The organism is Cellulosilyticum sp. WCF-2 (assembly GCF_003990395.1).
Classification (GTDB): Bacteria; Bacillota; Clostridia; order Lachnospirales; family Cellulosilyticaceae; genus Cellulosilyticum; species Cellulosilyticum lentocellum.
Map to the genome: position 1 here is coordinate 4,008,365 of NZ_CP034675.1, position 25,784 is coordinate 4,034,148.

A 25,784-nucleotide genomic window follows, 5' to 3' on the forward strand; every position below is an offset into this window, starting at 1 on the left:
CCTATTGATTAGTTTATTACTTGGTTCTATAAATTTCAATAAAAATATAGCAACATACTACATCGTGAAATGAATATCATTATGTTATAATTATTTAATTATTCAAAATAATATGTACTTATTTCATAATTATATAGGGGGAAATAGTAGTGAATTCATTAAAACACAAAATTATGTCAATGACCTTGCTCATCACATTGTTTACAGCCATTATTATTGGGGGGCTTAGTATTAGTACTACTACTGATATTACTAATACAGAGGCTAGGAAGTCTATGCAACTTACTAGTCAGCTTAAAAGTACACAACTCAATAGCATCATCTCACGCATTGAGCAATCTGTTGATACGCTTGCACTTACTACAGTTAATAACATTTCAGATACAAAAGCTTTTCAGCAAAATTCGACTTATGTCAAAGAGTATACCGACTCTATGGAAAGAACTATTTTAGATTTCGCCAATAACACCCAAGGTGCACTTTCTGTTTACCTACGTTATAACCCAGAATTTACTGAACCTACTTCGGGTTTGTTTCTAGTTCGTTCTGATGTTAATAGCCAATTTGAGAAGGTAACACCAACTGACTTTAGCACCTACGAACCTACTGATACTGCCCATGTTGGCTGGTACTATACGCCTGTTCAAAATAAAGCTGCTACTTGGTTAGATCCTTATATGAACGCTAATATTAATGTTTATATGGTTTCTTATGTAGTACCTATTTTTAAAGATGGTGTTTCTATTGGTGTGGTAGGTATGGATATTGACTTTAATACGTTCCAGAATATCATTGATGAACTTCAACTTTATGATACAGGTTATGCTTTTCTAACTAATGCAGAAAACACCATTCTCTCGCACAAAAATCTGCCTATGGGTACAAGTCTAAATGATGAACGCTTTGGCAACCTAAATGCCATCTTAAATGATACATCATGTCAAAATACCTCTATACAATATAACTATAATAATCAAACTAAAGATCTATGCTATTCTATTCTAGGAAATGGCATGAAATTAGCTTTAACTGCACCTGTAAAGGAAATTTATTCAAATTCTCTTTCTCTTGGCCTAAAAATTATAAGTGCTGCAGCAATTGCCCTATTATTAGCTCTCTTGCTCAGTATTATTTTTAGCAGAAGGCTTATTAAACCTATTACTATGCTTACTGATATTATTGAAAAGACTTCACAATTTAACTTTAGACATACCACCAATACTAAGCAGCTTTATGCCTTGAAAGATGAAACAGGAACAATGGCACGTGCTGTACATACCATGCGTCAATCACTTAGAACAATTGTTGGTAATATTGATCAAGTGAGTGAAACGATTAACCATAATGTGTCTTCTCTTTGCTCAGTTACAGAAAATATGAATGCCATGTGTATGGATAACTCTGCTACTACCCAACAGTTAGCTGCTGGTATGGAGGAAACCTCTGCTACTACAGATCATATCAGTGAAAGCATCGCCTATATTAATACAAGTACAGCTCAAATTAGTACACTTTCTGCTAATGGAAATGTATTAGCAACTCAAGTAATGGAGCGTGCCAATACACTTTATGATAAAACAGCCTTAGCACGAGAGCAAACACAAAATGTTTACATGACAGTTAAAGATAAAACAAACCTAGCAATGGAAAATGCAAAAGCAGTAGACAAAATCAATGCACTTACTAACGTTATTAATAATATTGCTTCTCAAACAAGTTTACTTGCCCTTAATGCTTCCATTGAGGCTGCTCGCGCTGGTGATGCTGGTAAAGGTTTTGCTATCGTAGCTTCTGAGATTGCAACTTTAGCTACACAAAGCACACAAACTGTTAAAGATATTAATGCCATTATCCAAGAAGTTCATAACGCTGTATCTCATATGTCTGCCTGCTTAGTAGATACTAGTCATTTCTTAGAGAACGTCGTATTAACAGATTATGATAACTTTATGGATGTAGGTAAACAGTATGCAGATGATGCTCATAACTTTCAAGATAATATGTCTCATATCTATAATGCGATTAACGCCTTAGCCCAGACTACAGCACAAATTAATGATGCCATTCAAGGTATTAATGGCACCATTGCAGAATCAAGTTCTGGTGTTATGAATATTGCAGAAAAAACTGGTGATATGGTAAAAGCAACTACCCAAACACAGCAACTTGCTAATACCAATAAGGATTGTATTACTGAGCTTGAAAAGATTGTTAAATCTTTTACCCTTAAGTAACTATTTCTAGCTGGGGATTCTCCCCTTGCAAGCCTATGTAATAGCAAGATAGTTTCCTATTACATAAACAATAAACGCGCTATAAAACTAAGATAATCTTTAGTTTTATAGCGCGTTTTCATTTAGAGTAGCTAGCTTATTCATTTTTAGGATATTTAGTTTCTTCTAATCTTCTTATTTTATGGTGTACTCTATTATTTCTCCATAACACCAAACTTTCTAGATCTATCGTATCTACTATTTAGTATTTCTTCTTTACTTTGTTTCTTTAACTCTTCAAGTTATACTACTAAATATTGTTTGAGTGCATCAGCAGCGGCTACTAGATTTGTATTTGTACATTTTCTTTGACATCTATTGTTTTATCCGTATTATTGCTAGCAATCTCTATACTTTTAAATCATTCAGCATTTTTCATTTTTTCTTTGTATTTTTACCTATACCTATCTTTCTTTGTATTTTACCTCTGAGTTTAACTATACCTACAATCCCCATAACTTCTAGTATAATTATACCTCCAAATCTGCACTTATCTTGCGCTCCTTCTAGTGAAAATACTTTACCTCTATCATAGTAAATCGTTATGTATCCATTTCCATCTTTCATTTTATCTCTATAATAATCTATAATTGACTCTTCCCTTTTTCCTGAAATAGGATTAATATAGGCTACTTTATAAAATGTTTCGTGCGTAAATTTTGTTTTACTTGGTCCTATTTTTTGTAAAACCATAACTTTCTTTGTTTTAGTTTCGCTTCCTAAATATTCTGCATTAACCTTAACTCCCTTGAAAACATGCCACATTTGAATACTTCCTCTGACAAAAAAGTAAAATCCCAAGATTAGAAATGTACTAGCTACACCTGTCCAGAATAAACGTTTTATTGATATAACCTTTTTATCTTTCATGCTTACTTCTCTCCCTACTTTATCTATTATGCTTGAATAGATCTCATCTTTCTTAGGTTACCTAAATATTAAAGTCCATTTCTAGTTGCTTAGTACGTTTACATAGTTTAATCAGCTCTTGCTCTATATCACTATGGTTATCTATTTCTCTAAAAGAACCTGTTGTTTCAGGTTGTTTAATCCACTTATCTTTAAGTGATGTAGCCACATTATATTCTTTATAGCTTTTACCACTGTATTTTCTATTTTAGCTACATTTTCTAACCTTTCATTTTAAAACCAGCTATAAATCTTGATATAAGCAATATACTTCCACTATCATCATCAATATATATGTCTTTCAGAAAATTTTCTTGACATAAAATTGATTTCATTAAATCTTCAGATGTATAAATCATCATAACAAAATGTGGATTTGCAAAAGGTATCTTAGCTATATCTTCTGGTTCATAATCATTAATTATCTTAGGTGTATACTCATAAAATACGTGTTCTACTCCATACTGCACCACAATTTTATCTTGATTCACATAGTCTTTTCTACTTTTCTCTTTGTACGAAATACTATATAGTTTATCTATAGTTAACTCCTCATTACCAATTAATATAATCCATTGCATCCTCTCACATCCTTTATATCTTAAATATCTGTTTCACCACTTATCTGCTTAATATAATCCTGTGGGTCTCCACAGAACTTTGCTGTCCTTGAGTTTTTCATCAATACTACTAATGTATCTATGTCAGCTTGGTAGATATAATCTTCGTATAATATTTCTCCTCTAATCTCATTAATCCATTCAATAACTAATATTAGCATCCCTTTAGTTAAATCTCTTAAATCAAATCGGCATCCAATTTCCTCTAAACAATTATCTTCATATATTAGTTTCATACAAGAACTATTTTTGTCCCCATATTGATGTATTTCGCTTGACCAACTTTCCTTTCTAGAAAGAATTTGACTTAGCTTAATTATACTATCTTTTAAAATCTCAACATTCTTCCATGAAATAATCTGTTCTTTAGTATAATCTTGTAATTGTCTTCCTTTAGGAATAATCATATACTCAAATTGCCATATTGCCATATTGTTCTTTCTCTCCCTATATAGTTAATTTAGTCACATCACAACACGTCTTCAACTATTTTATATTCTGAATAAAGAATTTCTACTTATTATCTAATTATTTGTATCTAACTTATCTGCAAAGTCACACGCAGCAATTGACGCAATACCTTGTTTTTTTAATTCAGCAATCAAATTATATACAACCTTTATATAATCACTTTCTTCACAATCAGTTGGTTCAATATCTAAATAATACATCCAATACAGAAACCCATCCTCTTCCCTCTTGCTTTTTTCTAAATCAAATTCTTTATTTATCCGTAAATCAAATTCTGTCTCTTTTGTTTTAATAGCTCTAATTGGTTGTATCTCACCTTTTAAAATTAAACAAATAATATCTAATACTTCCTCTACTGGTTTCTCAGTATTTATAAATAATTTGCAAAATAAATCATTATACATTAATTATCATCACTCCTATGGAAATTATATTGTTCTCCACCTCGGCATCTTATTGGCTCCTGTTATTCTTTATAACTTATTTAGTCTCTACTAATTTTATTTATAATCTAGTATAAAACTAGTATATTACTCAATACTATTAATTTTTGTCAAACCTTGTCATTCAAGCTATAAATAGGCCTAGTATTTCTTCTTTTATCTTAGCTTATATTTATCACACGTAATGCTTGTAATAACGTTTATGGAAATGAGATGGGGCGGCTATCTGGAAGTGTGACTTTGGAGTATTTTCAGCAGGCACTTAGTGAATTTTTTTGATGGATTTTAGACCACGTGTTTGAGGCGTTAGCCGAGTTTGTGGGCGTTCATCAAAAAAATGAACTTAGTGCCTGCGAAAATACGGAGCGGAACACTGAAGGATAGCCGCCCCATCTCATTTCCTTCCCAAACGCTTATTACTCTCTGTGTTACTATTCCAAATAGAAAAAGAGCATTGTACTTTAATCTTGTACAATACTCTTTTGCCCTTTACTGCGTAATAACTCCAAATCTCCTAAACCTCTCATATCGGCTACTTAGCCTCTCTTCTTCACCTTGCTTTTTAAGTTCTGTGAGTTGCGTCATTAAATACTGCTTAAGTGCATCTGCAGCCGCTACGGGATCTTGATTGGCACCTCCCACTGGCTCTAAAATGATGTCATCAATAATGCCATAATTTAAAAGCTCTGGTGCAGTAATCTTCATTTTTTCTGCGGCTTCTTTGGCTCTTGAAGCATCTTTCCAAAGAATACTTGCAAAGCCTTCTGGTGATAAAATCGAATAAATCGTATTTTCTTGCATAAAGACTTTATCAGCTACAGCTAAAGCCAGTGCCCCACCACTTCCGCCTTCGCCTATAATACCTGCAATAACAGGTACCTTTAATCTAGCCATTTCCATAAGATTTCTGGCAATAGCTTCACCTTGGCCTCTTTCCTCAGCTCCAAGTCCACAGTAGGCACCTGGTGTATCAATTAAACAAACAACTGGCCGATTAAACTTCTCAGCTTGTTTCATGAGCCTAAGTGCTTTTCTATAGCCTTCTGGATGAGGCATTCCAAAGTTTCTTGCCATATTTTCTTTAGAGGTATTGCCTTTGCCTTGAACAATCAAGGTGACAGTGTGCTCACCAATTTTTCCAATCCCACCTATAATAGCAGGATCATCTCTAAAGCTTCGATCACCATGACACTCTATAAAATCTGTAGTGATCGTTTCTATATAAAAACAACCTCTGGGTCTATCTAATTTTCTAGCCGATACTACTTTATCCCATGCTTTTTCTTCTGCTGGAAGCTTTTTGCGAAGTTTAGTAGCCAGCTTTTCAAGTCTTGCCATTTCGTCAATTATATCTGGGGTTTGCTCTAAAGTCTTCAGGTGTGTGATAGCACCCTCAATAGCTTCTAAGCGAATCACTATATCTTCCACTTTCACCCCTCCTTGCTATGCAATCTTAGGAGTTTTCCTAAAGTTGCTTTTAATTCTGTTCGTTCTGCAATGCTATCAATTTGACCATGCTCCAAAAGAAATTCACTACGCTGAAAGCCTTCAGGAAGCTTTTGATTAATGGTTTGTTCAATCACACGAGGTCCTGCAAAACCAATAAGTGCTCCCGGCTCTGCCAAAATAATGTCACCTAAGGTGGCAAAGCTGGCTGTTACACCGCCAGTAGTTGGGTCAGTTAAAATACTAATATATAAAAGTCCATTGTCATCATGTTTTGCTAGTGCTGCACTTGTTTTAGCCATTTGCATAAGTGAAAAAATACCTTCTTGCATTCTAGCACCACCTGATGCTGTAAAAATAATAATAGGTAAATGATTTTGGGTAGCATACTCAATGGCTCTAGTGATTTTCTCACCTACCACCGAACCCATACTTCCCATCATAAAACTTGAATCCATAATTGCAATAATCGTTTTTTGACCCTCTATCTCTGCTTCACCTGTAATAACGGCTTCATTTTGACCTGTTTTTTCCTGATAAGCTGTTAGCTTTTCTTCATAGCCTGGGAAATCTAATGGATTGCTACTAGTCATATTAGTATCAAACTCATTAAAGCTTCCTTTATCCACAACTAAGCTGATTCTTGCCCTTGCTGATAGGGGATAATAGTAACCACACTGTGGACAAACGCCTAGGTGGCTTTTTAAATCAGCACGGTAAATGCTTTTTTTACATTTAGGACACTGAATATACATGCCCTCTGGTACACTTGACTTTTTAGCTTTCTCGCCTATTGCCATAGCATACTTTGTTTTCTTTTTTATAAAACCATTAAGCTTCATCTACCACTCCTCCTAAAATTGTTTCTAGGTTGCGTTCGATAAATGAGGTATCAAATTTACCTTCTACGAAAGCTGCTTCATTTAAAAGCTGATATTGGAAGAACACATTGGTTTCTATGCCTTCAATCACCATTTCTCCTAAAGCTCTTTTCATAATAGCAATTGCTTCTTCTCTGGTATCACCAAATGTAATGACTTTGGCAAGCATTGAATCATAGGTTGGTGGTACCTTATAGCTTTCATAAAGTGCAGATTCAATGCGAACACCTCTACCGCCTGGCAGATAAAGTTCTTCTATAGTTCCAGCGCAAGGCTTAAAGTTGAGTAATGGATTTTCTGCATTAATACGGCACTCAATAGCATGCCCTTTAATATGAATGTCTTTTTGCTTTATAGCAAGGGGTTCTTTAGCTGCTATCTTAATTTGAGCTTTGATTAAATCTATACCTGTCACCATTTCTGTAATAGGATGCTCTACTTGAATACGGGTATTCATTTCAATAAAGTAAAACTCACCACTGGCATCTACTATAAACTCTATCGTTCCTGCATTTTGGTAGTTAACAGCCTTAGCAGCAGTAACAGCAATTTCACCCATACGCTTTCTCATATCATTATTTAAAAAAGGTGAAGGTGCTTCCTCCATGACTTTTTGATGACGACGTTGGAGTGAACAGTCTCTTTCTCCTAAATGCACTACATTACCATAAGCATCACTTAAAATCTGAAATTCGATATGACGTGGATTCTGAATATACTTTTCAAGGTACATACTGCCATCACCAAAAGCATTTTCTGCTTCACTACTAGCAGATAAAAAAGCTTTTTCAAACGCTTCCTTTTTCCACACAATACGCATGCCGCGGCCCCCACCACCAGCAGTTGCTTTTAAAATGACAGGATAACCAATACGATCTGCAAGGCACATAGCTTCTTCTAAGTCCTCAATTTTACCTTCTGAACCTGGGACAACTGGTACACCTGCTGCAATCATCATTTCTCTTGCTTTGGCTTTATCTCCCATGAGGCGAATCATCTCACCTGTAGGTCCAATAAAGGTAATCCCACACTTCTCACATATTTCTGCAAACTTAGCATTCTCTGATAAAAATCCAAAGCCCGGATGAAGTGCATCACAACCTGTTAAAACGGCTGCACTAATAATGTTTTCTATATTAAGATAACTATTTTTAGGAAGAGGACTTCCTATACATACTGCTTCATCTGCTAGTTGTACATGGAGTGCTTCTTCATCAGCTGTTGAGTACACTGCAACAGTTGCAATACCCATTTCTTTACACGCCCTAATAATACGAACAGCAATTTCTCCTCTATTAGCAACAAGTACTTTTTCTATCATCCTCCTTCACCTCCTATTAGCCGATAGCAAAAATAAGTTCTGCTTCACATACCTTTTTACCTTCTACACTAGCAACTGCCTTACCTACACCCATAGGGCCTTTTTGCTTAATAATTTCACACTCTAGCTTTAAGGTATCACCTGGTACTACTTTACCTCTAAATTTAGCCTCTTTAATCCCACCAAAGTAAGCAATCTTACCTTTAAAGGCTTCCTGTGACAAAAGTGCAATAGCTCCTACTTGTGCTAGTGCTTCTACTATTAAAACGCCTGGCATAACAGGCTCCTGTGGAAAATGCCCTTGAAAAAAGGGTTCATTAATGGTTACATTTTTATAGCCTACAGCTGCCCTGCCATCTTCCAGTAATTCTGCTTTATCAACTAGTAAAAAAGGATATCTATGGGGAATAATCTCCATAATTTGCTTTGTATTTAACATGGTTTACTCCTTCTCTATTTTAAAATGAAGAGAGGCTGGCCAAATTCCACCATAGACTCATTAGCTGCTAAAATCTCTACCACTTCGCCTTCTATCTCTGCCTCTACTTCATTCATTAGTTTCATAGCTTCAATCACACATACCACATCACCCTTTTTCACTTTAGAACCAACTTCTACAAAAGGTTTTGCTTTAGGACTGCTAGCTGCATAGAAAGTTCCTACCATAGGTGATGTAATGGCTTTTCCTGATGCTTCTGCCGCAGGTGTCATCTCTGGTTCACTCATAACAATATCATTATTGTTAGCAGGACTTTGCACACTTGGTACTAGGGGTGCTGTTTCTGTCATGACGGTTTGATAAATGGTTTGTTCTTTGCCTAGCTTTAGCTCAAAATCTTCGCATTTAAGAGAAAGCTTGGTAAGCTCTGCTTCACTAAAAGCTTTAATAAGTTCTTTTATTGTTTCGATTTCCATTTAAGCTTCCTCCCATTTCTTAAAGATTAAAGTGGCATTATGGCCACCAAAACCAAGAGAATTACTCATGGCATATTGGACTTTTTCATCTCTTCCCTCACCTGGTACATAATCAAGTGGGCAAGCTTCATCTCTCACCTGATAGTTAGCTGTCGGTGGAATAAAGTCTTCTTCTACTGCCTTAGCAATGGCAATGGCTTCAATGGCACCAGCTGCACCTAGAAGATGACCTGTCATTGATTTAGTAGAACTAACGGCTACTTGAGTAGCTTCTCCAAATACACTTTGAATTGCCATAGTTTCATAAAGGTCATTGTACTGTGTACTTGTACCATGAGCATTAATATAATTCACAGCTTCTGAAGCAATACCTGCTTCTCTTAAAGCTTCTTCCATAGCCCTAGCCGCACCTACCCCTCCTGGAGCTGGTGTCGTAATATGATGTGCATCACCTGTTGCACCATAGCCAACCACTTCTGCTATAATAGGAGCGCCTCTTTTCTTTGCATGCTCTAAAGTTTCCATGACTAGTACACCTGCGCCTTCACCCATAACAAAACCACTACGTTCTTTATCAAAAGGAATAGATGCTCTCATAGGATCTTCACTCGTCGTTAATGCTGTTAAAGCATTAAACCCAGCAATCCCTAAAGGCGTAATACAAGCTTCACTGCCGCCTGCTAGCATCACCTCTTGAAAACCTTGTTTTAAATATCTGAAGGCTTCTCCAATAGAGTGTGTACCAGAAGCACAGGCTGTAACCACCGTAGAGCAAACACCTTTTGCACCAGTATGAATAGCTACATTACCTGCTGCCATATTGACAATTGCCATAGGTACAAATAAAGGAGATACTCTTTTTGCGCCTTTTTCATGAAGCTTAAGCGTCTCTTGTTCAATAACATCTAAGGCTCCAATACCACTTCCAATCATAACGCCCACCTTATGGGCATCTTCCTCTTCCATATTGAGCTTTGCATTTTCAAGAGCTTGTTTGCTAGCATAAATAGCAAATTGAGAAAATCTAGCTAGTCTTCTTGCTTCTCTTTTATCGATGTATTTTTCTACTTCAAAGTCTGTTACTGTTCCTGCTACATGCACATTAGTGCCTTCAATTTGTAATTCTTCTGGAAGTACTTTAATACCACATTTTCCTTCCTTTAAGCTATTCCAATAAGTGTCTACGTCATTTCCTATCGGTGATACTACGCCCATTCCAGTAATAACAACTCTATTATTCATCTTCACTTCTCCTTCTCGTTATTACATGGCCATACCGCCATCTACTTTAATAACCTCTCCTGTAATATAGCTTGAAAGATCACTTGCTAAAAATACTGCCACATTGGCTATTTCTTCACTCACTCCAAAACGTTTCATAGGAATACTTGTCATTACACTCTCTTTAACACGCTCTGGAAGTATATCTGTCATATCTGTTGTAATAAAACCTGGTGCAATTGCATTTACACGAATATTCTTACCAGCAAATTCTTTAGCTACTGATTTGGTAAATCCAATAACTCCCGCCTTGGAGGCTGCATAGTTGCTTTGTCCGGCATTACCATTGATGCCAACTACTGAAGTCATATTAATAATACTTCCACCTGTTTTCATCATGGCTTTAGCCCCATGCTTTGAACAATTGAAAACACCTTTTAAATTCACATCTAATACCTCTTGGAACTCTTTTTCAGTCATTCTAAGAAGTAACATATCCTTAGTAATACCTGCATTATTAACTAAAATATCTATTTTACCAAAAGCAGCTATGGTTCCTTCAATAAGTCCTTTGGCTTCTTCACTATTGGCTACATTAGCGCAAAGGGCAATAGCTTTTCCCCCTAATGCCTTAATTTCTGTTACAACTTGATCAGCTTCTTCTTTCCTTTTCTCACTACTATAGTTAATTACAACATTTGCACCTTGTTTCGCAAAGCACATAGCAATAGCTCTTCCTATGCCTCGAACACTTCCTGTAATCACCGCTACTTTATCTTTAAGCATTGCCTCTACCTACCTTTTCTAATACATTTCGTAAGGTATCACTATCCTCTACGTTTAAAATAGTGGCTTCTGGTGCCATCTTTTTAACTAAGTTACTTAGTGTACATTTAGGCCCCACCTCTATAAAGGTGTCAAAGCCTTGACTTACTAAATAATGAATACTTTCTCTAAAACGTACACCTTTAACGACTTGAAGAGGAATATTCTCTATAATCTCTTCTCTATTCATAGGCCCTGCACTCACATTACTGATTACCTCTACTTGTGGCTCCTTGAAATCAAGAGTTACAAGCTCTTTAGCTAACTTTTCTTTAGCTTCTTCCATAAGTGAACTATGAAAAGCGCCACTTACTTTAAGAGGTAAAACACGTTTAGCGCCTGCTTCCTTTAATTTTAAGCTAGCTAGCTCTAATGCTTCTTTCACGCCTGCTATGGTTACTTGTCCTTCACAGTTATCATTAGCTACTTCCACTGGTAAATGACTCTCCTCGCTAATAGCCTCACAAACTGCTTTGATTTCTTCTATGCCAAGACCAATAACTGCTGACATGCCACCTGGATTTTTATTGGCTGCTTCTTCCATATAGGTTGCTCTTTTATCAACTAATGTTAAAGCTGTTTTAAAATCTAAAGCCCCACTGGCAGTAATAGCATCATATTCGCCAAGACTAAAACCAAGCATAGCATCTGCTTTCAACCCATTGGCTTCTAGTACTTTATAAATCGCATAGTTAGTTGTAAAAAGGGCAGCTTGGGTATAACGTGTTTGATTAATAAGTGCATGAGAATCAGTGAAGCATACTTCTCTAACGTCCCAATCTAGAACGCTAGCTGCTTCGTCAAATAATTGTTTTACAATAATATAAGAATCGTATAAGTCCTTGCCCATACCAACGTACTGTGCACCTTGGCCTGGAAATAATAGGGCTGCTTTCATTTTTACCACCTCCTATTTGTTTTTAATTTGGCTAACCATGGTTTCTAGCCCCTCTATTTTATCTGCTAATACTTGATTGAGCTCTAGTATTAATTCTTCTACCATCTCTTTAGCAGTTTGTTCTTTAGTAATCATCCCTGAGATTTGACCAGCAAGTACTGATCCTCTCATCACATCACCTTCTACAGCAGCCCTTCTTAAAGCACCTGTACCAAATTTGTCCAGTTCCTCAGGTGTTGCACCTGATTTTTCTAACTGAGCAAACTCTCTAGTCAGTTGATTACGAAGGCTTCTCACTGGATGTCCTGTTGAGCGACCTGTCACTACTGCATCGATATCTGATGCTTTAAGCACTCTTTGTTTGTAGCTGTCTGGAATATCACATTCTTTAGCGACTAAGAATCTGGTACCCATTTGCACACCTTGGGCTCCTAACATAAAGGCAGCTGCAATACCTCTACCATCTCCAATACCGCCAGCTGCAATAACTGGAATATCAACTGCATCTACAACTTGTGGTACAAGGGCCATTGTACTTAGTTCACCAATATGGCCACCTGATTCACCACCTTCAGCGATGACGGCGTCAGCACCACACTTCTCCATACGTTTTGCAAGTGCTACAGAAGGTACTACTGGTATTACTTTAATGCCGGCACTTTTCCAAAGCTCCATATACTTACCTGGATTACCTGCTCCTGTTGTCACCATACTTACGCCTTCTTCTGCAACAACCTGAGCTACTTCATCTACATAAGGACTAAGCAGCATAATGTTAACACCAAAAGGTTTATTAGTTAAAGCTTTGCAAGCTCTGATTTCCGCGCGGAGCCAATCACTAGGAGCGTGCCCCGCTGCAATAATACCTAATCCCCCTGCCTCAGAAACTGCTGCGGCAATACTATGAGTAGCCACCCATGCCATTCCACCTTGAATAATGGGGTAGGAAATCCCCAGTAAATCACATATTGTTTTCATTACTGTTATCTCCTTATGGTTTATTGTTTATCTGTAATATAGGCCAGTGCATCTCCTACAGTTTGAATTTTTTCTAAGTCTTCGTTTTCAATACTAATACCAAATTCTTCTTCAATTCCCATTACCACTTCAAATAAATCTAATGAATCTGCTCCTAAATCTTCACGGAAAGTAGCTTCTGGTGTAACTTCACTTACCTCTACACTTAATTTGTCTGCGATAACTGCTTGTAATCTTTCTAACATATTGTATTCCTCCTAAAATGTTTTTTATTTATCCTAAAAGGCTAATAGCCTATGGATGCTATTTAATTCTTCATTTTTAATTTTTAATTTTTAATTGTTTTACTTACTCCACTCAAATAGCATAGTGCCCCAAGTAAGGCCTGCCCCAAAGCCTGAAGCAATGAGCTTATCCCCTGCTTTTAGCTTAGGACTTAGATCATATAAAGCCATAGGGATACTAGCTGCTGATGTATTACCATGTTCATCTAAATTCTTGAAAAATTTCTCCTTTGATATTTTAAGATGACTAGCTACGCGGTCCATAATACGTGAATTAGCTTGGTGTAAAATATACCAGTCAACATCATCTGCACTATAACTAGCTACACTTAAAACTTCTTCTATACTTCTAGGTACTGTTGTTGTGGCAAAGCTATACACGCCTTTGCCATCCATCTTAATGGCTGGTTTTACTTCTTCCCTTTCGTAAAAGGTATGGTCAAAGCCCGCTGTTTCTAAGGTAATTTGTTCAGCACCATCTGGTCTTGAACCTGTTACGATATGATAGATTTTATTATCCTCTGTTCCTTCATAAACGACGGCTCCTGCCCCATCTGCGAATAAAACACAGGTACCTCTATCTTTCCAATCTACTACCTTGCTTAAGACCTCTGCTCCAATAACAAGTGCATTGTGTGCTATGCCTGTCTTAATTAAGCTATCAGCTAATTGAGTGGCATAAACAAAACCACTGCAAGCAGCTGTTACATCAAAGCAAGTAGCCTTTTCTATACCAAGTGCTTCTGCCACCTTACAGGCTGTACTAGGCATCATGGTATCTGGTGAAACCGTAGCCACGATTACAAGGTCTATAGCCTCTTTGCTCAGCTCACTGGTTACTACGGCTTCCCTAGCTGCTTCTATTGCTAAAGTGGTAGTCGTTTCAGTCGTAGCGATATGCCTAGATCTAATACCTGTGCGACTGGTAATCCACTCATCTGATGTGTCTACTAACTGACTAAGTTCATCATTGGATACGGTTCTTTTTGGTACTGCTTTCCCTAATCCTTTTATCCTCATTCCAATCATAACTTGTTCTCCTCAAATTGTTTGGCCTTAAAATAGGCTTGTTGCTCTTCTACAAAGTGTACTAAACTTTCTAGAGATTGAATTAAAACTTGGTGTTCCTCTTCCTTTAGTCCTTGTAGCATACGTCTTACCATATGTCTATGAAAGTGATCATGCAATCTCCAAGCTAATTTTCCCTTTTTAGTGAGCGTTAGTTGAACAAGACGCCTATCCCCTTCCTTGTCACTTCTTACGACATATTCTTTTTTTACAAGGCGATTAATCGTTACTGTGAGGCTCCCTACTGTAATACCTAACTTATGAGCTGTTTCAGTCATGGTTTTACCTTTCAGTTCAATGGCCTCAATAGCATGTAACTCTGTAATGGTTAATTCACTAAAAGGACCTTCTTTTAACACATCTTTCTCAAGTGTAAGAATTTTATTAAAGGAATTCACAAGCAAGGTATTTACAATTTCAATTGAGTCCTCCAATTTTCCTTCCTCCCTTCAAGTGAAATAAACAAAAATACTTTTACTTTGCATTTCAAAGTATTTTATTTTCAAAGTATATGACGATAGCTTCATTTTGTCAATACAATTTTTTACATTTATAAGTTGATTTCTTTATTGACAATTTTGTGCTTTGTTCATATACTTTGATTATCAAAGTCTTTGCTTTGAATATCAAAATATATGTTTACTATTCTATTTAATCTAATACATGGAGTTGATCAAATGAACTTAATTCACTTGCCTTTTGGCAATTTAAAAGCAAAATTTCCTATTATTCAAGGTGGTATGGGTGTAGGTATTTCCTTGCATCAGTTAGCAGGTCATGTGGCAAAAAATGGAGGGATTGGTATTATTTCTGCTGCTCAAGTAGGTTACCGCGAACCTGACTTTCTAACTAATACCTTAGCAGCTAATCTGCGTAGCTTAAAAGACGAGCTACTAAAAGCTAAAGCTATTGCCCCACAAGGTATTATAGGGGTTAATATCATGGTAGCTTTAAAACATTATGGTGAATATGCTAAAAAAGCTGTGGAAGCTGGCGCTGATCTTATTATTTCTGGTGCAGGTCTCCCTTTAGATTTACCACTTTTCACCAAAGGTAGTGCTACTAAAATAGCCCCTATTGTTTCTTCCGGAAAAGCTGCAAGTGTGATCTGCCGTATGTGGGATAGAAAGCATCAAGTAGCACCTGACTGCATTGTTGTAGAAGGGCCTTTAGCTGGTGGACATTTAGGTTTTTCTCATGAAACGATTGCTGAAAATCCTGATGTTCTAGATATTATGAAAGAGGTTAAAGAGGTTGTTAAAGACTATGAAAATAAATACGAAAAAGCTATTCCTGTTATCGTAGCAGGAGGCTTTTACACCGGTGAAGACGTACGCCTAGCTTTAGAGCGCGGTGCAGATGGTGTGCAGATGGGTACACGCTTTGTAACAACGTATGAATGTGATGCTGCATCAGCCTATAAAAAAGCTTATATTAAAGCTGAAAAGGAAGATATTCAAATTATTAAAAGCCCTGTTGGTATGCCTGGTCGTGCTATATTAAATGACTATATCAAAAATACGCCTGGTAATAAGGCTTGCTTTTATCATTGTATTGAAAAATGCGGCGTGACTACTATTCCTTATTGTATTTCAAAAGTACTTATAGCTGCGGCCAAGGGAGATATTGAACATGCACTTCTTTTCTGTGGTAGTAACGCTTATAAAGCTACCCACTTAGAAACAGTGGCTGACATTTTTGATGAAATCAAAGGAGCTCTTGAAAAGTAAAAGCCGCAATCATCTTAGTAAAATAAAACGGTCATTTGGCAACCCTCACTGCCAAATGACCGTTTTTTACTATAGATGGGAGTCTATCTATAGTGCGACATAAAACCTTTAGTCCCTTATTATTATTTACAAAATTGTTTTACTTTAATCAACAACTGCTGTTTTTCTTCTTCAAATTGCTTTTTTCTATTCACATTAGCCCCTGAAGGGTGTGGGAAACCCAGTAGGCATTTATTTTCATCCACTTTGCCCTTAGCAATTAAGCCCTTAATCACTTCTTCTACACATCTGCCTAATGGTATAATAAGTGCTTCTTGCATTACTTCTATTTGTGGGTAGAAATGTGCTTCTACATAGCTCATTAAAAAGTCACTTTTTAATAGCTGCGGGCTATGCCCTGTATAATTTTTACCTTTTACAAACGCTGCAAAAGGAATCATAGATGTGGTATGCAATAAGTTTTCTCTTTCATCAAAAAGTACCTTGGCACTTTCAACTCCCAAGCCATTTGGTAAGTCTAACGCTTCTAGCATTTCACCTACATTTTTTCTAAGTACTCCTGCTAGGCGTCCTTCCTTTTTACACAAATAGACCATTTCCTCTAAAGGCTTATTTTCTTCTATACATGCTCTAGCCGTGCTAATAGACTTACTCATCTGAGTAAAGCCTGGTGTAATACCTATAATAAATACTTTTGCTCTTGGATTCATGTATTCATTGTGCGTGCAATAATAAAGCTCTATCTCTTTTTCGGCTTCTACTAAAAGCTCCGGTATCATCAATTCTTCTCTCGTATAACTTGCTTTTAAGGGAAGCTTATTCATTATTTCATAGTAGTCTTTTATATTAGGTAAATGCTTCATCTCATCTCTACCATCTCTTTCAAAAATTGCTTTTCCCTCAATGCTTAGTTTTATACTTCCGGTGTTAGTTTAACTAATAATATACCTTCATCTGGAATCATTAATCTCAAAATATCTTCAGAAATATCAATTTCTTCTGCGGTTAAAACACAATAAGCACTATATTTCTCTTCTAACGCCAAAGCTGAAAGAGGTATTTCTAATTTGATTTCTTCTTCTGTTTTATTAAAACAACTTAAGTAAGTGCCTGTTTGATCCTCACTAGATAGTACTGTTAATTCTTTAGAATCATAAACCATCTTTGTTGTGTCAGTAATCTCATAAGCTTTTAAAATAAGCTGCTCTTTAATTGAAGGATATTTTCCTCCCTTTTCAAAAATAGCTTCTAGCTCTTCCTTATTAATACGGCCTTCTACTATTGCAAGTGTCTTTGGTAATGTAATATGAATCATATTCTGACCTCCCTTCTAGTCATGTTAAGTTTAGTATTTAAATTAATGATAATACAATTCTTGCTTTAAGTAAACATATGAGCCCTTATTCTAAAAATTCATGTCAAAATATCCCTTATTTAATCGTATAAGGTTAATTATCTACAATTATGCTATAACCTTATTTTTACCCACTAAGACCAATCTATACCTCCTCCTCTTACTTATTTCACTGGCCCCTTGTTTATTTGCTTATCTTGGGATATAATAGAACAAATGTTCGATTTAATTTTAAAGGTAAGGTGAAATCATGGATATTAAAGAAAAATTAGAAATCCTATCTGATGCAGCAAAATATGATGTCTCTTGCTCCTCTTCTGGCTCTAATCGTTCTCCTAAAAAAGGACAACTCGGTTCTACAGAAGCTGCCGGCATTTGCCATAGTTATACCCCTGATGGCCGCTGTATCTCCCTTCTTAAAATTCTATTAACCAATTATTGTATTTACGACTGTGCTTATTGCATTAATAAGCGTTCTAATAATGTACGTAGAGCAGCCTTTACAGTAGAGGAGGTGGTATCTCTTACTATTAATTTTTATAGACGTAATTATATAGAAGGACTTTTTTTAAGCTCCGCTATTATCAAAGATGCTAATCATACTATGGAAATGCTCACTAGCATTGTTAAAAAGCTTCGCAGTGAACACCACTTCGGCGGTTATATTCACTTAAAAGCTATTCCTGGCGCTAGTGATGAGTTAATTCACGAGGCCGGCCTTCATGTGGACCGTATGAGTGTTAATATCGAGTTACCTTCTGCCGATTCTTTAAAACTTTTAGCCCCAGACAAGAAAAAAGAAGCTATTTTTAAACCAATGCATGATATACATCAAAATAGCTTAATTCATCTAGAAGAACGTAAAAAGTCTCGCAAAGCTCCTCTTTATGTCCCTGGTGGTCAAAGTACCCAGCTTATTATCGGCGCTACTCCAGATACAGATTATAATATATTAAATCTAAGTGAGAAGCTTTATAATAAATATGGTTTAAAAAGAGTTTACTATTCGGCTTATACACCGGTTAATAAGGGAAAGAACTTACCAGAACTAACCCAGCCACCTACACTTAGAGAACATAGGCTTTATCAAGGAGATTGGTTACTTAGACTTTATGGTTTTAAGGCGACGGAGCTATTAGACGAAGCACATCCTCAATTTGATACTCACCTAGATCCTAAAACCTCTTGGGCCCTTAATCATTTAGAACAGTTTCCTGTAGAGATTAATAGTGCGCCTTATCAAATGCTATTACGAGTTCCTGGTATTGGCATTCGTGGTGCACAAAAAATTATGAGTAGTAGGCGTATTGCACCTCTGCATTATGAAGACTTACGCAAATTGGGGATTGTTCTTAAAAGGGCTCAGTACTTTATTACTTGTAACACTAAATATTATGGCAAGGTGGATATGCAGGAAGATAAGATTAAACGACTATTAATTCCTCAAGATGCTTATTATGATGAAACAGCACCTTATGAGCAGCTCAGTTTATTTAACTTCCAAACACCACCGCCAGATAAAATGATCACATCACCTACCTCAGCTCTTTTACTACCTAAAACAGTCGGTATCAAACAGCATATTTTACTATCTGATACGCCCACAGCTTTAACTGGTGAATTATAATGATTATTTTTAGGAGGTCTTTATGATTGATTATTTATATGATGGCACCTTTGATGGCTTACTAACTGCCATTTTTTATGGTTATGGAGAACGTGAAGAAGTCCATATTTATAAATCTCAGCTTTATGCTCCTTCTTTTTTTACTTCTCCCAAAACTATTGTAACGGAAGCTGAAAAAGCTGATCGGGTTTATACTAGCATTCATGATAAGCTTTCTACTTCTACTTTAGAAAATGTTTATTGTGCCTACTTAAGTGAAGAAGAAGGCGTTGAAACGCTTATCTTAAACTACCTTAAACTCTGCTATCGTTATACAGACAGGATCAATTTAGCCAAAAACAATGACATTATTCGTGCTATGGATCTGGCTGTAAAACACGTCCGCTTTGAAGCCCATCGCTATGTTGGTTTTGTTCGCTTTAAAGAAATACGTCCTATGCTATTTTATGCTCAGATTGAACCTGACCATCATATTTTACCTTTATTAATAGAGCATTTTGAAAAGCGCTTTTCTGATCAATGCTTTATGATTCACGATGTAAAGCGCTCAGAAGTGATTGTTTATAACCAAAAGGAAATCTTTGTCCAACAGCTTACGCCTCATGAAGCCGAGGTACTTCTAAGGACACAACTAGATGATCCATTTGAAAAACTCTTTAAAGCTTACTATACTTCTACTACTATTCCTGAGCGTATTAATATCAAAAGACGTAATGCTTATATGCCTAGACGCTATTTTAAACATTTAGTTGAATTACAATAAAAAGAGAGAGGGCATTGCAGATTAATAGTTCCCTCTCTTTCTTATCTTACCCCTTCATGGTCCTTTTAAAGAATATTATCTTTTCCTATGTTATGTGATAAAATCTCTAATGTACTTTGCTTCATTGACTCACCTTTTACTGAGCCACAAAGCTGAGATAATATGATGGGCTTAATATCCCTATCAAATAAATTAAAAGCTGTAGCCATGATGCTACCTTCCATATTGAGTCCAGCAATATACACCTGCTTTAACTCATTTTTCTTTAAAAGCTTTTTGACATCTTCTGTTAAAGCTGTATAAGTAGATTTCATAATCACAATATCTGCTAATTCTCCTATGCCCTCCACTAACTTGGTTTTTGGACTAAGCATGGTCATTTCCTTCATATTTAATTCTGTTTGATATAAAGAATCAACCTTATTGATAAAACGCGTTGCTATAATTAAATCATAGTCGTAATTCTTAACATGTTTTATAATATCTTCTGGAATTTGCTTGGTGTTTTCATTAATAAAACCACCTTGTACATCAATAATTAAAAGTAACTTCATTGTTGTCTCCTCCTCTTATTTCCAAAGTGAACTTGGAATAAAGCCAAATAATACAGGTGCTGAAGAACCATTTGGCAATGTGTATACTATTTCTGCACCTTCGCCTTGTGGAATTTTTCCAATAAGGGCGGCTAACTTTTTAGAGCTTAGAATCTCTTCGTCTGGTACGTTAAACACTTTTGTTTTATTCCATTTAACTGCACCTAAATAAGCGCCTCCTCTGGCATTTAAAATAACACCTATATCCTCTGTATTTTTAACTTCAATGGTAATAGGTAAACCATAATTCCCTTGATTTCTAATAGTCTCTCCTGTTAAAGCATCTACGCCTTCTAACCATTCTTCTTTTTCTCTGCCTACCACAAGCTTCGTTGGATCTTTGATGCCACTTACATCTACGACATACTTTCTCTCAATAATATTGAAAGTACCTCTTACATGATTATCTCTTGGTAATACTTGAAGCTTAGAAACATTGCTTAAATCTGACTTTTCATCCATGATCACAACAGTCCAAGTGACTTTACCTGTACTATTAAAATCAAATAAACCAGAAATAATTTCTCCATTTTCCCAAGCTTTCTTCGCCCCGCTATCATAAACACATACAGTCTCACCTGGTTTAAGCACATAATCTTTATTAGCTTTTCCTTTAAAATACTGATTAACTGAGCTTTGCCCTGTTTTTAAAATATTGCTATGAGGTCCTAAGATAGCTTCATTGCTAATGGTCAAAGTAAGGTCTGTTGTTTCTTTCGAAGTCGCTAAAATGACTAGCTTTTTGGGTAATCCAGTTGCATTCTTATGATGAACTGTCATAATCCCTTTGCCACTACTTGTATCTCTATAAAGAATACCACTCGAAGGAACACTTTCTGGTGAGTTACTCATAATTAAGGTCCCTGGTATATCCTGCACTTCTACCTTTAAGGCTTCATCAAAGGTATTGTAATCCTTGTCAATATAGCCTTCTATTAAATCACCCTGTCTGCCCTTATTGAAAAGATAATAACCATTTCTCACTATCTCTTCTTGCCCAATGGTAATATAGCAAGTTTTCTTATTTGACCAATGCCCCCATTCATCCTGCATTTCCAAAGTAATCTCATATTTACCTGGCTTTTTCAAATAATTAGGTTTCCCAGAGGTTAAATAACCATTTGTGGTTAAGTTTCTATATCGCCACCTTTGACTTTTTAAATTAATGTCATTGGGATTATCATACTCATATATGAATTGTATTTTTTCACCTATTGCATATGTACTTTTTTCTGTTGTAAAGGTTTTTAGTATAAATGGCCTTGGTGCTGTGATTTTTACTTTCTTTCCTATAAAGTCACTCCACACACCATTGACATCTTTAACTCTTAAGTAAAGCGTATATTCTCCTTGTTTTATATTATTCATCAAACTTTTGGCATTACTACTTGTTTTTTGTTTACCATCAATAATGATTTTCCATTCCTTTTTAACAATCTTTAGTCCACTAGGACTATAGCTCGATTCAATTACCTCTATAGGTTCACCCTCTTGATAAGTTGTTTTGCCTAAAGCAAATTGAGCGACTGGTTTTTGAATTTCCCCGTAAAGTAATAAGGGAAATAACATACTTATTATAAGTACTATGGTTATTGTTTTAATCTTATTCATAGAATCCTCGTTATCGTATCATTCATAATAGATTTTTATATTTTATGAGATGTCCTCTTTTATTATACACTATATCGGCTAGCTTGTTATATAAATCAACCTAAATCTTCCTTTTTTCTACCTTTACTAAAAATAAAATGAGAATTATATTTGATAGGTTGCATTTAAGAATCATTTAAGGTTACTATGTTATCATAAATAAAATGAAATCATCTATTCTAATATGGATACAGACGAAAGGAGCTTACAGATTATGAATCTATTAGTTATAGAAGATGAGGTCCGCTTAGCAGAAGCCTTAGTTCAGATTTTACAAAAAAACAAATATACAGCCTTAGCAGCTTATGATGGTATTACTGGCCTTGATCATGCTTTAACAGGTATCTATGATGTCATTATACTAGATATTATGCTCCCTAAATTAAATGGTTTAGAAGTCCTTAAACAACTTAGAGAACAAAAGATTCAAACACCTGTTATTTTACTTACTGCCAAAGATGAAGTATCTGATAGGGTTAAGGGCCTTGACCATGGTGCTGATGATTATCTCACCAAACCCTTTGCTACTGATGAACTTTTAGCACGTATAAGAGCACTCGGTAGAAGACGTGGTGAACTTATTTGTGACGATACGCTTCATTTTGAAGATATTTCATTAAACCTTTCTACTTATGAACTCAGCTGTGGAAGTAAAACCATTCGTTTAGGACTCAAAGAATTTCGCATCTTAGAGTTTCTTATTCGCCATGGCCAACATATTGTAAGCAAAGAAGAACTACTTGAAAAAATATGGGGCTTTGATTCAGAAGCTGAATATAATCATGTAGAGGTTTATATTTCTTTTCTTCGCAAAAAACTTTCTCATATTCATTCAAAGGTAGGTATTCAAACAGTTCGTGGTGTCGGCTATCGTTTAGGAGGTGAATAAATGCTTAAGAAACTAAAAGCTCGCTTTTTACTCATTACGATGTCGCTTATTGCAGTGGTATTGCTTGTTATTTTTAGCGGCATTTATTTTTTCATGGCACAAAGTGAAAAAAATTCTTCTCTTAATAACATGCGCAATCTAGCAAAAGCTGATCAATTTTCTTTTCGTCATGAACCTCCTATGTTTCAAGATCCTAATTATCGGCCTAAACCTGAAATGCCTCGTTTAGGAGATGATAGCTTTCTTGTACGCATTTCAAGTAGCGATGAAGTCATTCAAATCATGCCGCCTTTTGAATCTCAAGAGCAACTAGCACAAATTCCTACTTTCGTGGAACTAGCAGAAGCACAAGATACTATGGAAGGTATTATTCTTGTTAACTCAACAGAAGTACGATTTTTAAAACAAATGACAGATACCGGTAAGGTTATTGTTTTCTCTGATCGCAGCCAGGAATTAAACACCTTAAATCGTCTCCTCATGATCTGTTTACTTATTGGCTTTTTAAGCTTTACCCTTCTTTTTGTCATTACGCTTTACTTAGCACAATGGGCCATTAAGCCTGTTGCTAAAGCTTGGGAAAAGCAAAAGCAGTTTGTGGCAGATGCTTCTCATGAGCTCAAAACACCCCTTACTGTCATTGCTACTAATACAGATGTTGTTCTCAGTAATCCTTTTGACTACGTAGAAAATCAAAGTAAATGGCTCCACTACATTAAAACTGAAACAGAACGTATGACTAAACTTGTTAATGACCTACTTTATTTAGCTAAAGTGGATGATGATGAAGCGCTTCTCCATCAATCTGAATTTAATATCAGTGAAGCTTTTACTAATGTTTGCTTACCTTTTGAGTCTATTATCTTTGAATCTAATAAGCATTTTCATATGGATATCACACCTGACCTTCTTGTTTATGGAGATGAAAATCGTTTAAAACAACTAGCCATTATTTTACTGGATAATGCCATTAAGAATGCCAATGAAGCTGGTGATATTTACTTTTCTCTGAGGCGTGATGCTTCGAAAAACAAACTTGTTTTTTCTGTAACTAATACAGGCCCTGGTATTCCTGTAGAACATCACAATAAAATCTTTGAGCGCTTTTACCGTGTAGACCCTTCTAGGGCCCGCGAAACTGGCGGGTATGGACTAGGCTTATCTATTGCTAAATCTATTGTTACCCAACATGCAGGTAGCATTGAAGTACAAAGTACCTTAGAAGGTCCTACTACTTTCTTAGTGATTCTTCCTATGAAGTAAAGCTTTCAAATAAACTGATTCATCATAATAACCCCAAGTAAACAATTGGCACCTTGCTTCTTGTATACTTGGGGTTATTATTTTATTTCATCTTGATAGGTATATCTAATTTAAACGTTGTGCCTTTTTCATAAATAGACTCTACTTTTAATTTGATGCCCATGGTATAAGCTAAAGATTCTAATAAACTTAAGCCGATGCCACTTCCTTCAATGCCTGCTGCCCTTACTTCACCACTTCGATAAAAGCGTTCAAAGATATGAGGGAGTTCTTCTTTTTTTATTCCTATTCCTGTATCGCTTACAACAATCTGAAGACTTTTATCACTTTTAGGTATCACACTTAAATGAATTTCATCTCCAGCCTGAGTATATTTCAAGGCATTTTCAATGAGTATGCTGACACACCTTTTCACCTTTATCTGATCCCAATAAACTTGTATCGGCTGCCCTGTCTCCGTAAAATGTAGTTTCTTTTCTTGCAATTCACCATAATCTTCATAAAAGCTGTAAATCCCCTTCAGAAAGGTGTTTACTTCAAATGTTGATAGCTCCAGTTTACCGCCTACATCTTCCTTTGACATCAAAAATAAATCACTATTTAACTTTTCTAGTCCTCTGAGTTCCTCCATCATCTGTGAGAGCTCTTCGAAATGTGCCTCTATCGTTTCATTGTTATGTCTCGCTAATAACTCAAGTCTTCCTTTCATAATCGCTAGCGGTGTCCTCATTTCATGAGAAGCATGTTGAATAAACATCACTTGTTTATCATAAGCTCTTTTAAGTGGCTTTAAAGTAATAGTTGCTAAATAGTACCCAAGCCCTAGTACAATAAAAATAACAATCCCTCCAGCCATTAACAAAGCTAAACGTAGTTCTTTTGCTTTCATGACTTCTGTATCTACATTTAAAAGTAATTCTACTCTCAAATCTTGCGTAGAAAAGGTAATGCCTCTATAGGTATGTCCATCATCCTTAAGGGTTACTATCTTATCTTGTGAGCCTGCTGGAAACTGTGGGTATGGATTGGAACCTACATAAGGGTGAGGACTCCCTTTTATCAAAACATCTTGTTTCCACACAAAGCTAATGAGATTTTGTGCAAGTGGAACTGGCATAACCACTTCCGTTACCTGATCTTCTTTTAAGATAACCTTTATATCATTGATTGTCATATTTTTATGAGTGAGTAATTGTTGATCTATACTTCGATAAAGATTTCTATCAAAAATGCTGCTAGTGACAATAGCAAAGATTATAAGAACCCCTATAACAATCTCCAGACTTGTTACTACAATTCTTCTTCTCGTTTGACGAAAAATATTCTTTGTTTGCATGGTTCTTATAATCTCCTACTTACTGA

The 25,784-nt window shown here is 35.9% G+C and carries 28 protein-coding genes; 6 read left to right on the forward strand and 22 right to left on the reverse strand.

Annotation, left to right across the window (positions count from 1 at the left end):
• The first annotated feature begins 149 nt into the window (after window positions 1-149).
• Window positions 150-2,234, forward strand: coding sequence for a methyl-accepting chemotaxis protein (locus EKH84_RS18165; protein ID WP_127067381.1), 2,085 nt, complete (start codon window positions 150-152; stop codon window positions 2,232-2,234).
• Window positions 2,235-2,648: 414 nt separating this feature from the next.
• Here EKH84_RS18165 and EKH84_RS18170 read toward each other — a convergent pair whose 3' ends face one another.
• From EKH84_RS18170 to EKH84_RS18245, 17 genes are all read right to left on the reverse strand, one after another.
• The gene (locus EKH84_RS18170) at window positions 2,649-3,143 is read right to left on the reverse strand and encodes a hypothetical protein (RefSeq protein ID WP_127067382.1); all 495 of its coding nucleotides are present in this window, start codon (window positions 3,141-3,143) and stop codon (window positions 2,649-2,651) included.
• Window positions 3,144-3,204: 61 nt separating this feature from the next.
• Window positions 3,205-3,351, reverse strand: a complete 147-nt coding sequence (locus EKH84_RS22235) for a hypothetical protein (RefSeq protein WP_190283389.1) — start codon at window positions 3,349-3,351, stop codon at window positions 3,205-3,207.
• A gap of 52 nt (window positions 3,352-3,403) precedes the next feature.
• Entirely contained in the window at window positions 3,404-3,763 is a 360-nt protein-coding gene (locus tag EKH84_RS18175; protein WP_127067383.1) for a hypothetical protein, read from the reverse strand.
• A 20-nt stretch (window positions 3,764-3,783) separates the two neighbouring features.
• On the reverse strand, window positions 3,784-4,233 hold the full coding sequence (locus tag EKH84_RS18180) for a hypothetical protein (protein WP_127067384.1): 450 nt from the start codon (window positions 4,231-4,233) through the stop codon (window positions 3,784-3,786).
• Window positions 4,234-4,326: 93 nt separating this feature from the next.
• On the reverse strand, window positions 4,327-4,677 hold the full coding sequence (locus EKH84_RS18185; protein WP_127067385.1) for a 1,4-dihydroxy-6-naphthoate synthase: 351 nt from the start codon (window positions 4,675-4,677) through the stop codon (window positions 4,327-4,329).
• A gap of 528 nt (window positions 4,678-5,205) precedes the next feature.
• A complete protein-coding gene (locus EKH84_RS18190) occupies window positions 5,206-6,144 on the reverse strand; it encodes an acetyl-CoA carboxylase carboxyltransferase subunit alpha (protein WP_127067386.1) in 939 nt (312 codons plus the stop codon).
• A 2-nt stretch (window positions 6,145-6,146) separates the two neighbouring features.
• Entirely contained in the window at window positions 6,147-7,004 is an 858-nt protein-coding gene (accD, locus tag EKH84_RS18195) for an acetyl-CoA carboxylase, carboxyltransferase subunit beta (RefSeq protein WP_127067387.1), read from the reverse strand.
• Window positions 6,994-8,364, reverse strand: coding sequence for an acetyl-CoA carboxylase biotin carboxylase subunit (locus EKH84_RS18200; RefSeq protein WP_127067388.1), 1,371 nt, complete (start codon window positions 8,362-8,364; stop codon window positions 6,994-6,996). Before EKH84_RS18200 ends, accD begins: the two co-directional genes overlap by 11 nt.
• A 16-nt stretch (window positions 8,365-8,380) precedes the next feature.
• Window positions 8,381-8,803, reverse strand: coding sequence for a 3-hydroxyacyl-ACP dehydratase FabZ (fabZ, locus tag EKH84_RS18205; protein WP_127067389.1), 423 nt, complete (start codon window positions 8,801-8,803; stop codon window positions 8,381-8,383).
• Window positions 8,804-8,817: 14 nt separating this feature from the next.
• Window positions 8,818-9,279, reverse strand: coding sequence for an acetyl-CoA carboxylase biotin carboxyl carrier protein (gene accB / locus EKH84_RS18210; RefSeq protein ID WP_127067390.1), 462 nt, complete (start codon window positions 9,277-9,279; stop codon window positions 8,818-8,820).
• Window positions 9,280-10,521 (reverse strand): beta-ketoacyl-ACP synthase II, encoded by a 1,242-nt coding sequence (gene fabF, locus EKH84_RS18215; protein WP_127067391.1) that lies wholly within the window; start codon window positions 10,519-10,521, stop codon window positions 9,280-9,282. It lies immediately after the preceding gene.
• Between the two features lie 21 nt (window positions 10,522-10,542).
• A complete protein-coding gene (gene fabG, locus EKH84_RS18220) occupies window positions 10,543-11,286 on the reverse strand; it encodes a 3-oxoacyl-[acyl-carrier-protein] reductase (RefSeq protein WP_127067392.1) in 744 nt (247 codons plus the stop codon).
• Complete coding sequence (gene fabD / locus EKH84_RS18225) at window positions 11,279-12,223, reverse strand: ACP S-malonyltransferase (RefSeq protein ID WP_013658027.1); 945 nt, start codon at window positions 12,221-12,223, stop codon at window positions 11,279-11,281. The genes fabG and fabD overlap by 8 nt, the downstream gene beginning before the upstream one ends.
• Window positions 12,224-12,235: 12 nt before the next feature.
• Window positions 12,236-13,201 (reverse strand): enoyl-[acyl-carrier-protein] reductase FabK, encoded by a 966-nt coding sequence (gene fabK, locus EKH84_RS18230; protein ID WP_127067393.1) that lies wholly within the window; start codon window positions 13,199-13,201, stop codon window positions 12,236-12,238.
• Between the two features lie 20 nt (window positions 13,202-13,221).
• Window positions 13,222-13,446: an acyl carrier protein gene (gene acpP, locus EKH84_RS18235; RefSeq protein ID WP_013658029.1), complete on the reverse strand. Its 225-nt coding sequence runs from the start codon at window positions 13,444-13,446 to the stop codon at window positions 13,222-13,224.
• Between the two features lie 99 nt (window positions 13,447-13,545).
• Window positions 13,546-14,514, reverse strand: a complete 969-nt coding sequence (locus tag EKH84_RS18240) for a beta-ketoacyl-ACP synthase III (RefSeq protein WP_013658030.1) — start codon at window positions 14,512-14,514, stop codon at window positions 13,546-13,548.
• A complete protein-coding gene (locus EKH84_RS18245; RefSeq protein WP_013658031.1) occupies window positions 14,511-14,987 on the reverse strand; it encodes a MarR family winged helix-turn-helix transcriptional regulator in 477 nt (158 codons plus the stop codon). Before EKH84_RS18245 ends, EKH84_RS18240 begins: the two co-directional genes overlap by 4 nt.
• Window positions 14,988-15,230: 243 nt before the next feature.
• Between EKH84_RS18245 and EKH84_RS18250 the strand changes: the two genes are divergently transcribed.
• Window positions 15,231-16,283 carry an NAD(P)H-dependent flavin oxidoreductase gene (locus EKH84_RS18250; RefSeq protein WP_127067394.1) on the forward strand — a complete coding sequence of 351 codons (1,053 nt, stop codon included), beginning with the start codon at window positions 15,231-15,233 and terminating at the stop codon, window positions 16,281-16,283.
• A 122-nt stretch (window positions 16,284-16,405) separates the two neighbouring features.
• Here the strand turns inward: EKH84_RS18250 and EKH84_RS18255 are convergent, their stop codons facing one another.
• Window positions 16,406-17,146 (reverse strand): hypothetical protein, encoded by a 741-nt coding sequence (locus EKH84_RS18255; protein WP_127067395.1) that lies wholly within the window; start codon window positions 17,144-17,146, stop codon window positions 16,406-16,408.
• Window positions 17,147-17,196: 50 nt separating this feature from the next.
• Entirely contained in the window at window positions 17,197-17,598 is a 402-nt protein-coding gene (locus EKH84_RS18260) for a hypothetical protein (protein WP_013658034.1), read from the reverse strand.
• Window positions 17,599-17,887: 289 nt separating this feature from the next.
• Here EKH84_RS18260 and EKH84_RS18265 point away from each other — a divergent pair, with 289 nt between their 5' ends.
• Window positions 17,888-19,264 (forward strand): putative DNA modification/repair radical SAM protein, encoded by a 1,377-nt coding sequence (locus EKH84_RS18265; RefSeq protein WP_127067396.1) that lies wholly within the window; start codon window positions 17,888-17,890, stop codon window positions 19,262-19,264.
• Window positions 19,265-19,286: 22 nt separating this feature from the next.
• Complete coding sequence (locus EKH84_RS18270; protein ID WP_127067397.1) at window positions 19,287-20,027, forward strand: TIGR03915 family putative DNA repair protein; 741 nt, start codon at window positions 19,287-19,289, stop codon at window positions 20,025-20,027.
• A gap of 65 nt (window positions 20,028-20,092) precedes the next feature.
• Here EKH84_RS18270 and EKH84_RS18275 read toward each other — a convergent pair whose 3' ends face one another.
• Together EKH84_RS18275 and EKH84_RS18280 are read right to left on the reverse strand one after the other, a co-directional pair.
• The gene (locus EKH84_RS18275) at window positions 20,093-20,581 is read right to left on the reverse strand and encodes an isochorismatase family protein (protein ID WP_013658037.1); all 489 of its coding nucleotides are present in this window, start codon (window positions 20,579-20,581) and stop codon (window positions 20,093-20,095) included.
• A 15-nt stretch (window positions 20,582-20,596) separates the two neighbouring features.
• Window positions 20,597-22,231, reverse strand: a complete 1,635-nt coding sequence (locus EKH84_RS18280) for a Two component regulator three Y domain-containing protein (protein ID WP_013658038.1) — start codon at window positions 22,229-22,231, stop codon at window positions 20,597-20,599.
• A gap of 253 nt (window positions 22,232-22,484) precedes the next feature.
• Here EKH84_RS18280 and EKH84_RS18285 point away from each other — a divergent pair, with 253 nt between their 5' ends.
• Window positions 22,485-23,159, forward strand: coding sequence for a response regulator transcription factor (locus tag EKH84_RS18285; RefSeq protein ID WP_127067398.1), 675 nt, complete (start codon window positions 22,485-22,487; stop codon window positions 23,157-23,159).
• A complete protein-coding gene (locus EKH84_RS18290; RefSeq protein WP_127067399.1) occupies window positions 23,160-24,422 on the forward strand; it encodes a sensor histidine kinase in 1,263 nt (420 codons plus the stop codon).
• Between the two features lie 82 nt (window positions 24,423-24,504).
• Here EKH84_RS18290 and EKH84_RS18295 read toward each other — a convergent pair whose 3' ends face one another.
• The gene (locus tag EKH84_RS18295) at window positions 24,505-25,758 is read right to left on the reverse strand and encodes a sensor histidine kinase (RefSeq protein WP_013658041.1); all 1,254 of its coding nucleotides are present in this window, start codon (window positions 25,756-25,758) and stop codon (window positions 24,505-24,507) included.
• Window positions 25,759-25,784: the final 26 nt, after the last annotated feature.

What these genes read in the sequence shown, in the direction of transcription:
- EKH84_RS18170 (WP_127067382.1), bottom strand. Translation starts at nt 3,143, where the DNA reads ATGAAAGATAAAAAGGTTATATCAATAAAACGTTTATTCTGGACAGGT.
- EKH84_RS18175 (WP_127067383.1), bottom strand. Translation starts at nt 3,763, where the DNA reads ATGCAATGGATTATATTAATTGGTAATGAGGAGTTAACTATAGATAAA.
- EKH84_RS18180 (WP_127067384.1), bottom strand. Translation starts at nt 4,233, where the DNA reads ATGGCAATATGGCAATTTGAGTATATGATTATTCCTAAAGGAAGACAA.
- EKH84_RS18185 (WP_127067385.1), bottom strand. Translation starts at nt 4,677, where the DNA reads ATGTATAATGATTTATTTTGCAAATTATTTATAAATACTGAGAAACCA.
- accD (WP_127067387.1), bottom strand. Translation starts at nt 7,004, where the DNA reads ATGAAGCTTAATGGTTTTATAAAAAAGAAAACAAAGTATGCTATGGCA.
- EKH84_RS18200 (WP_127067388.1), bottom strand. Translation starts at nt 8,364, where the DNA reads ATGATAGAAAAAGTACTTGTTGCTAATAGAGGAGAAATTGCTGTTCGT.
- fabZ (WP_127067389.1), bottom strand. Translation starts at nt 8,803, where the DNA reads ATGTTAAATACAAAGCAAATTATGGAGATTATTCCCCATAGATATCCT.
- accB (WP_127067390.1), bottom strand. Translation starts at nt 9,279, where the DNA reads ATGGAAATCGAAACAATAAAAGAACTTATTAAAGCTTTTAGTGAAGCA.
- fabF (WP_127067391.1), bottom strand. Translation starts at nt 10,521, where the DNA reads ATGAATAATAGAGTTGTTATTACTGGAATGGGCGTAGTATCACCGATA.
- fabG (WP_127067392.1), bottom strand. Translation starts at nt 11,286, where the DNA reads ATGCTTAAAGATAAAGTAGCGGTGATTACAGGAAGTGTTCGAGGCATA.
- fabD (WP_013658027.1), bottom strand. Translation starts at nt 12,223, where the DNA reads ATGAAAGCAGCCCTATTATTTCCAGGCCAAGGTGCACAGTACGTTGGT.
- fabK (WP_127067393.1), bottom strand. Translation starts at nt 13,201, where the DNA reads ATGAAAACAATATGTGATTTACTGGGGATTTCCTACCCCATTATTCAA.
- acpP (WP_013658029.1), bottom strand. Translation starts at nt 13,446, where the DNA reads ATGTTAGAAAGATTACAAGCAGTTATCGCAGACAAATTAAGTGTAGAG.
- EKH84_RS18240 (WP_013658030.1), bottom strand. Translation starts at nt 14,514, where the DNA reads ATGATTGGAATGAGGATAAAAGGATTAGGGAAAGCAGTACCAAAAAGA.
- EKH84_RS18250 (WP_127067394.1), top strand. Translation starts at nt 15,231, where the DNA reads ATGAACTTAATTCACTTGCCTTTTGGCAATTTAAAAGCAAAATTTCCT.
- EKH84_RS18255 (WP_127067395.1), bottom strand. Translation starts at nt 17,146, where the DNA reads ATGAAGCATTTACCTAATATAAAAGACTACTATGAAATAATGAATAAG.
- EKH84_RS18260 (WP_013658034.1), bottom strand. Translation starts at nt 17,598, where the DNA reads ATGATTCATATTACATTACCAAAGACACTTGCAATAGTAGAAGGCCGT.
- EKH84_RS18265 (WP_127067396.1), top strand. Translation starts at nt 17,888, where the DNA reads ATGGATATTAAAGAAAAATTAGAAATCCTATCTGATGCAGCAAAATAT.
- EKH84_RS18270 (WP_127067397.1), top strand. Translation starts at nt 19,287, where the DNA reads ATGATTGATTATTTATATGATGGCACCTTTGATGGCTTACTAACTGCC.
- EKH84_RS18275 (WP_013658037.1), bottom strand. Translation starts at nt 20,581, where the DNA reads ATGAAGTTACTTTTAATTATTGATGTACAAGGTGGTTTTATTAATGAA.
- EKH84_RS18280 (WP_013658038.1), bottom strand. Translation starts at nt 22,231, where the DNA reads ATGAATAAGATTAAAACAATAACCATAGTACTTATAATAAGTATGTTA.
- EKH84_RS18285 (WP_127067398.1), top strand. Translation starts at nt 22,485, where the DNA reads ATGAATCTATTAGTTATAGAAGATGAGGTCCGCTTAGCAGAAGCCTTA.
- EKH84_RS18290 (WP_127067399.1), top strand. Translation starts at nt 23,160, where the DNA reads ATGCTTAAGAAACTAAAAGCTCGCTTTTTACTCATTACGATGTCGCTT.
- EKH84_RS18295 (WP_013658041.1), bottom strand. Translation starts at nt 25,758, where the DNA reads ATGCAAACAAAGAATATTTTTCGTCAAACGAGAAGAAGAATTGTAGTA.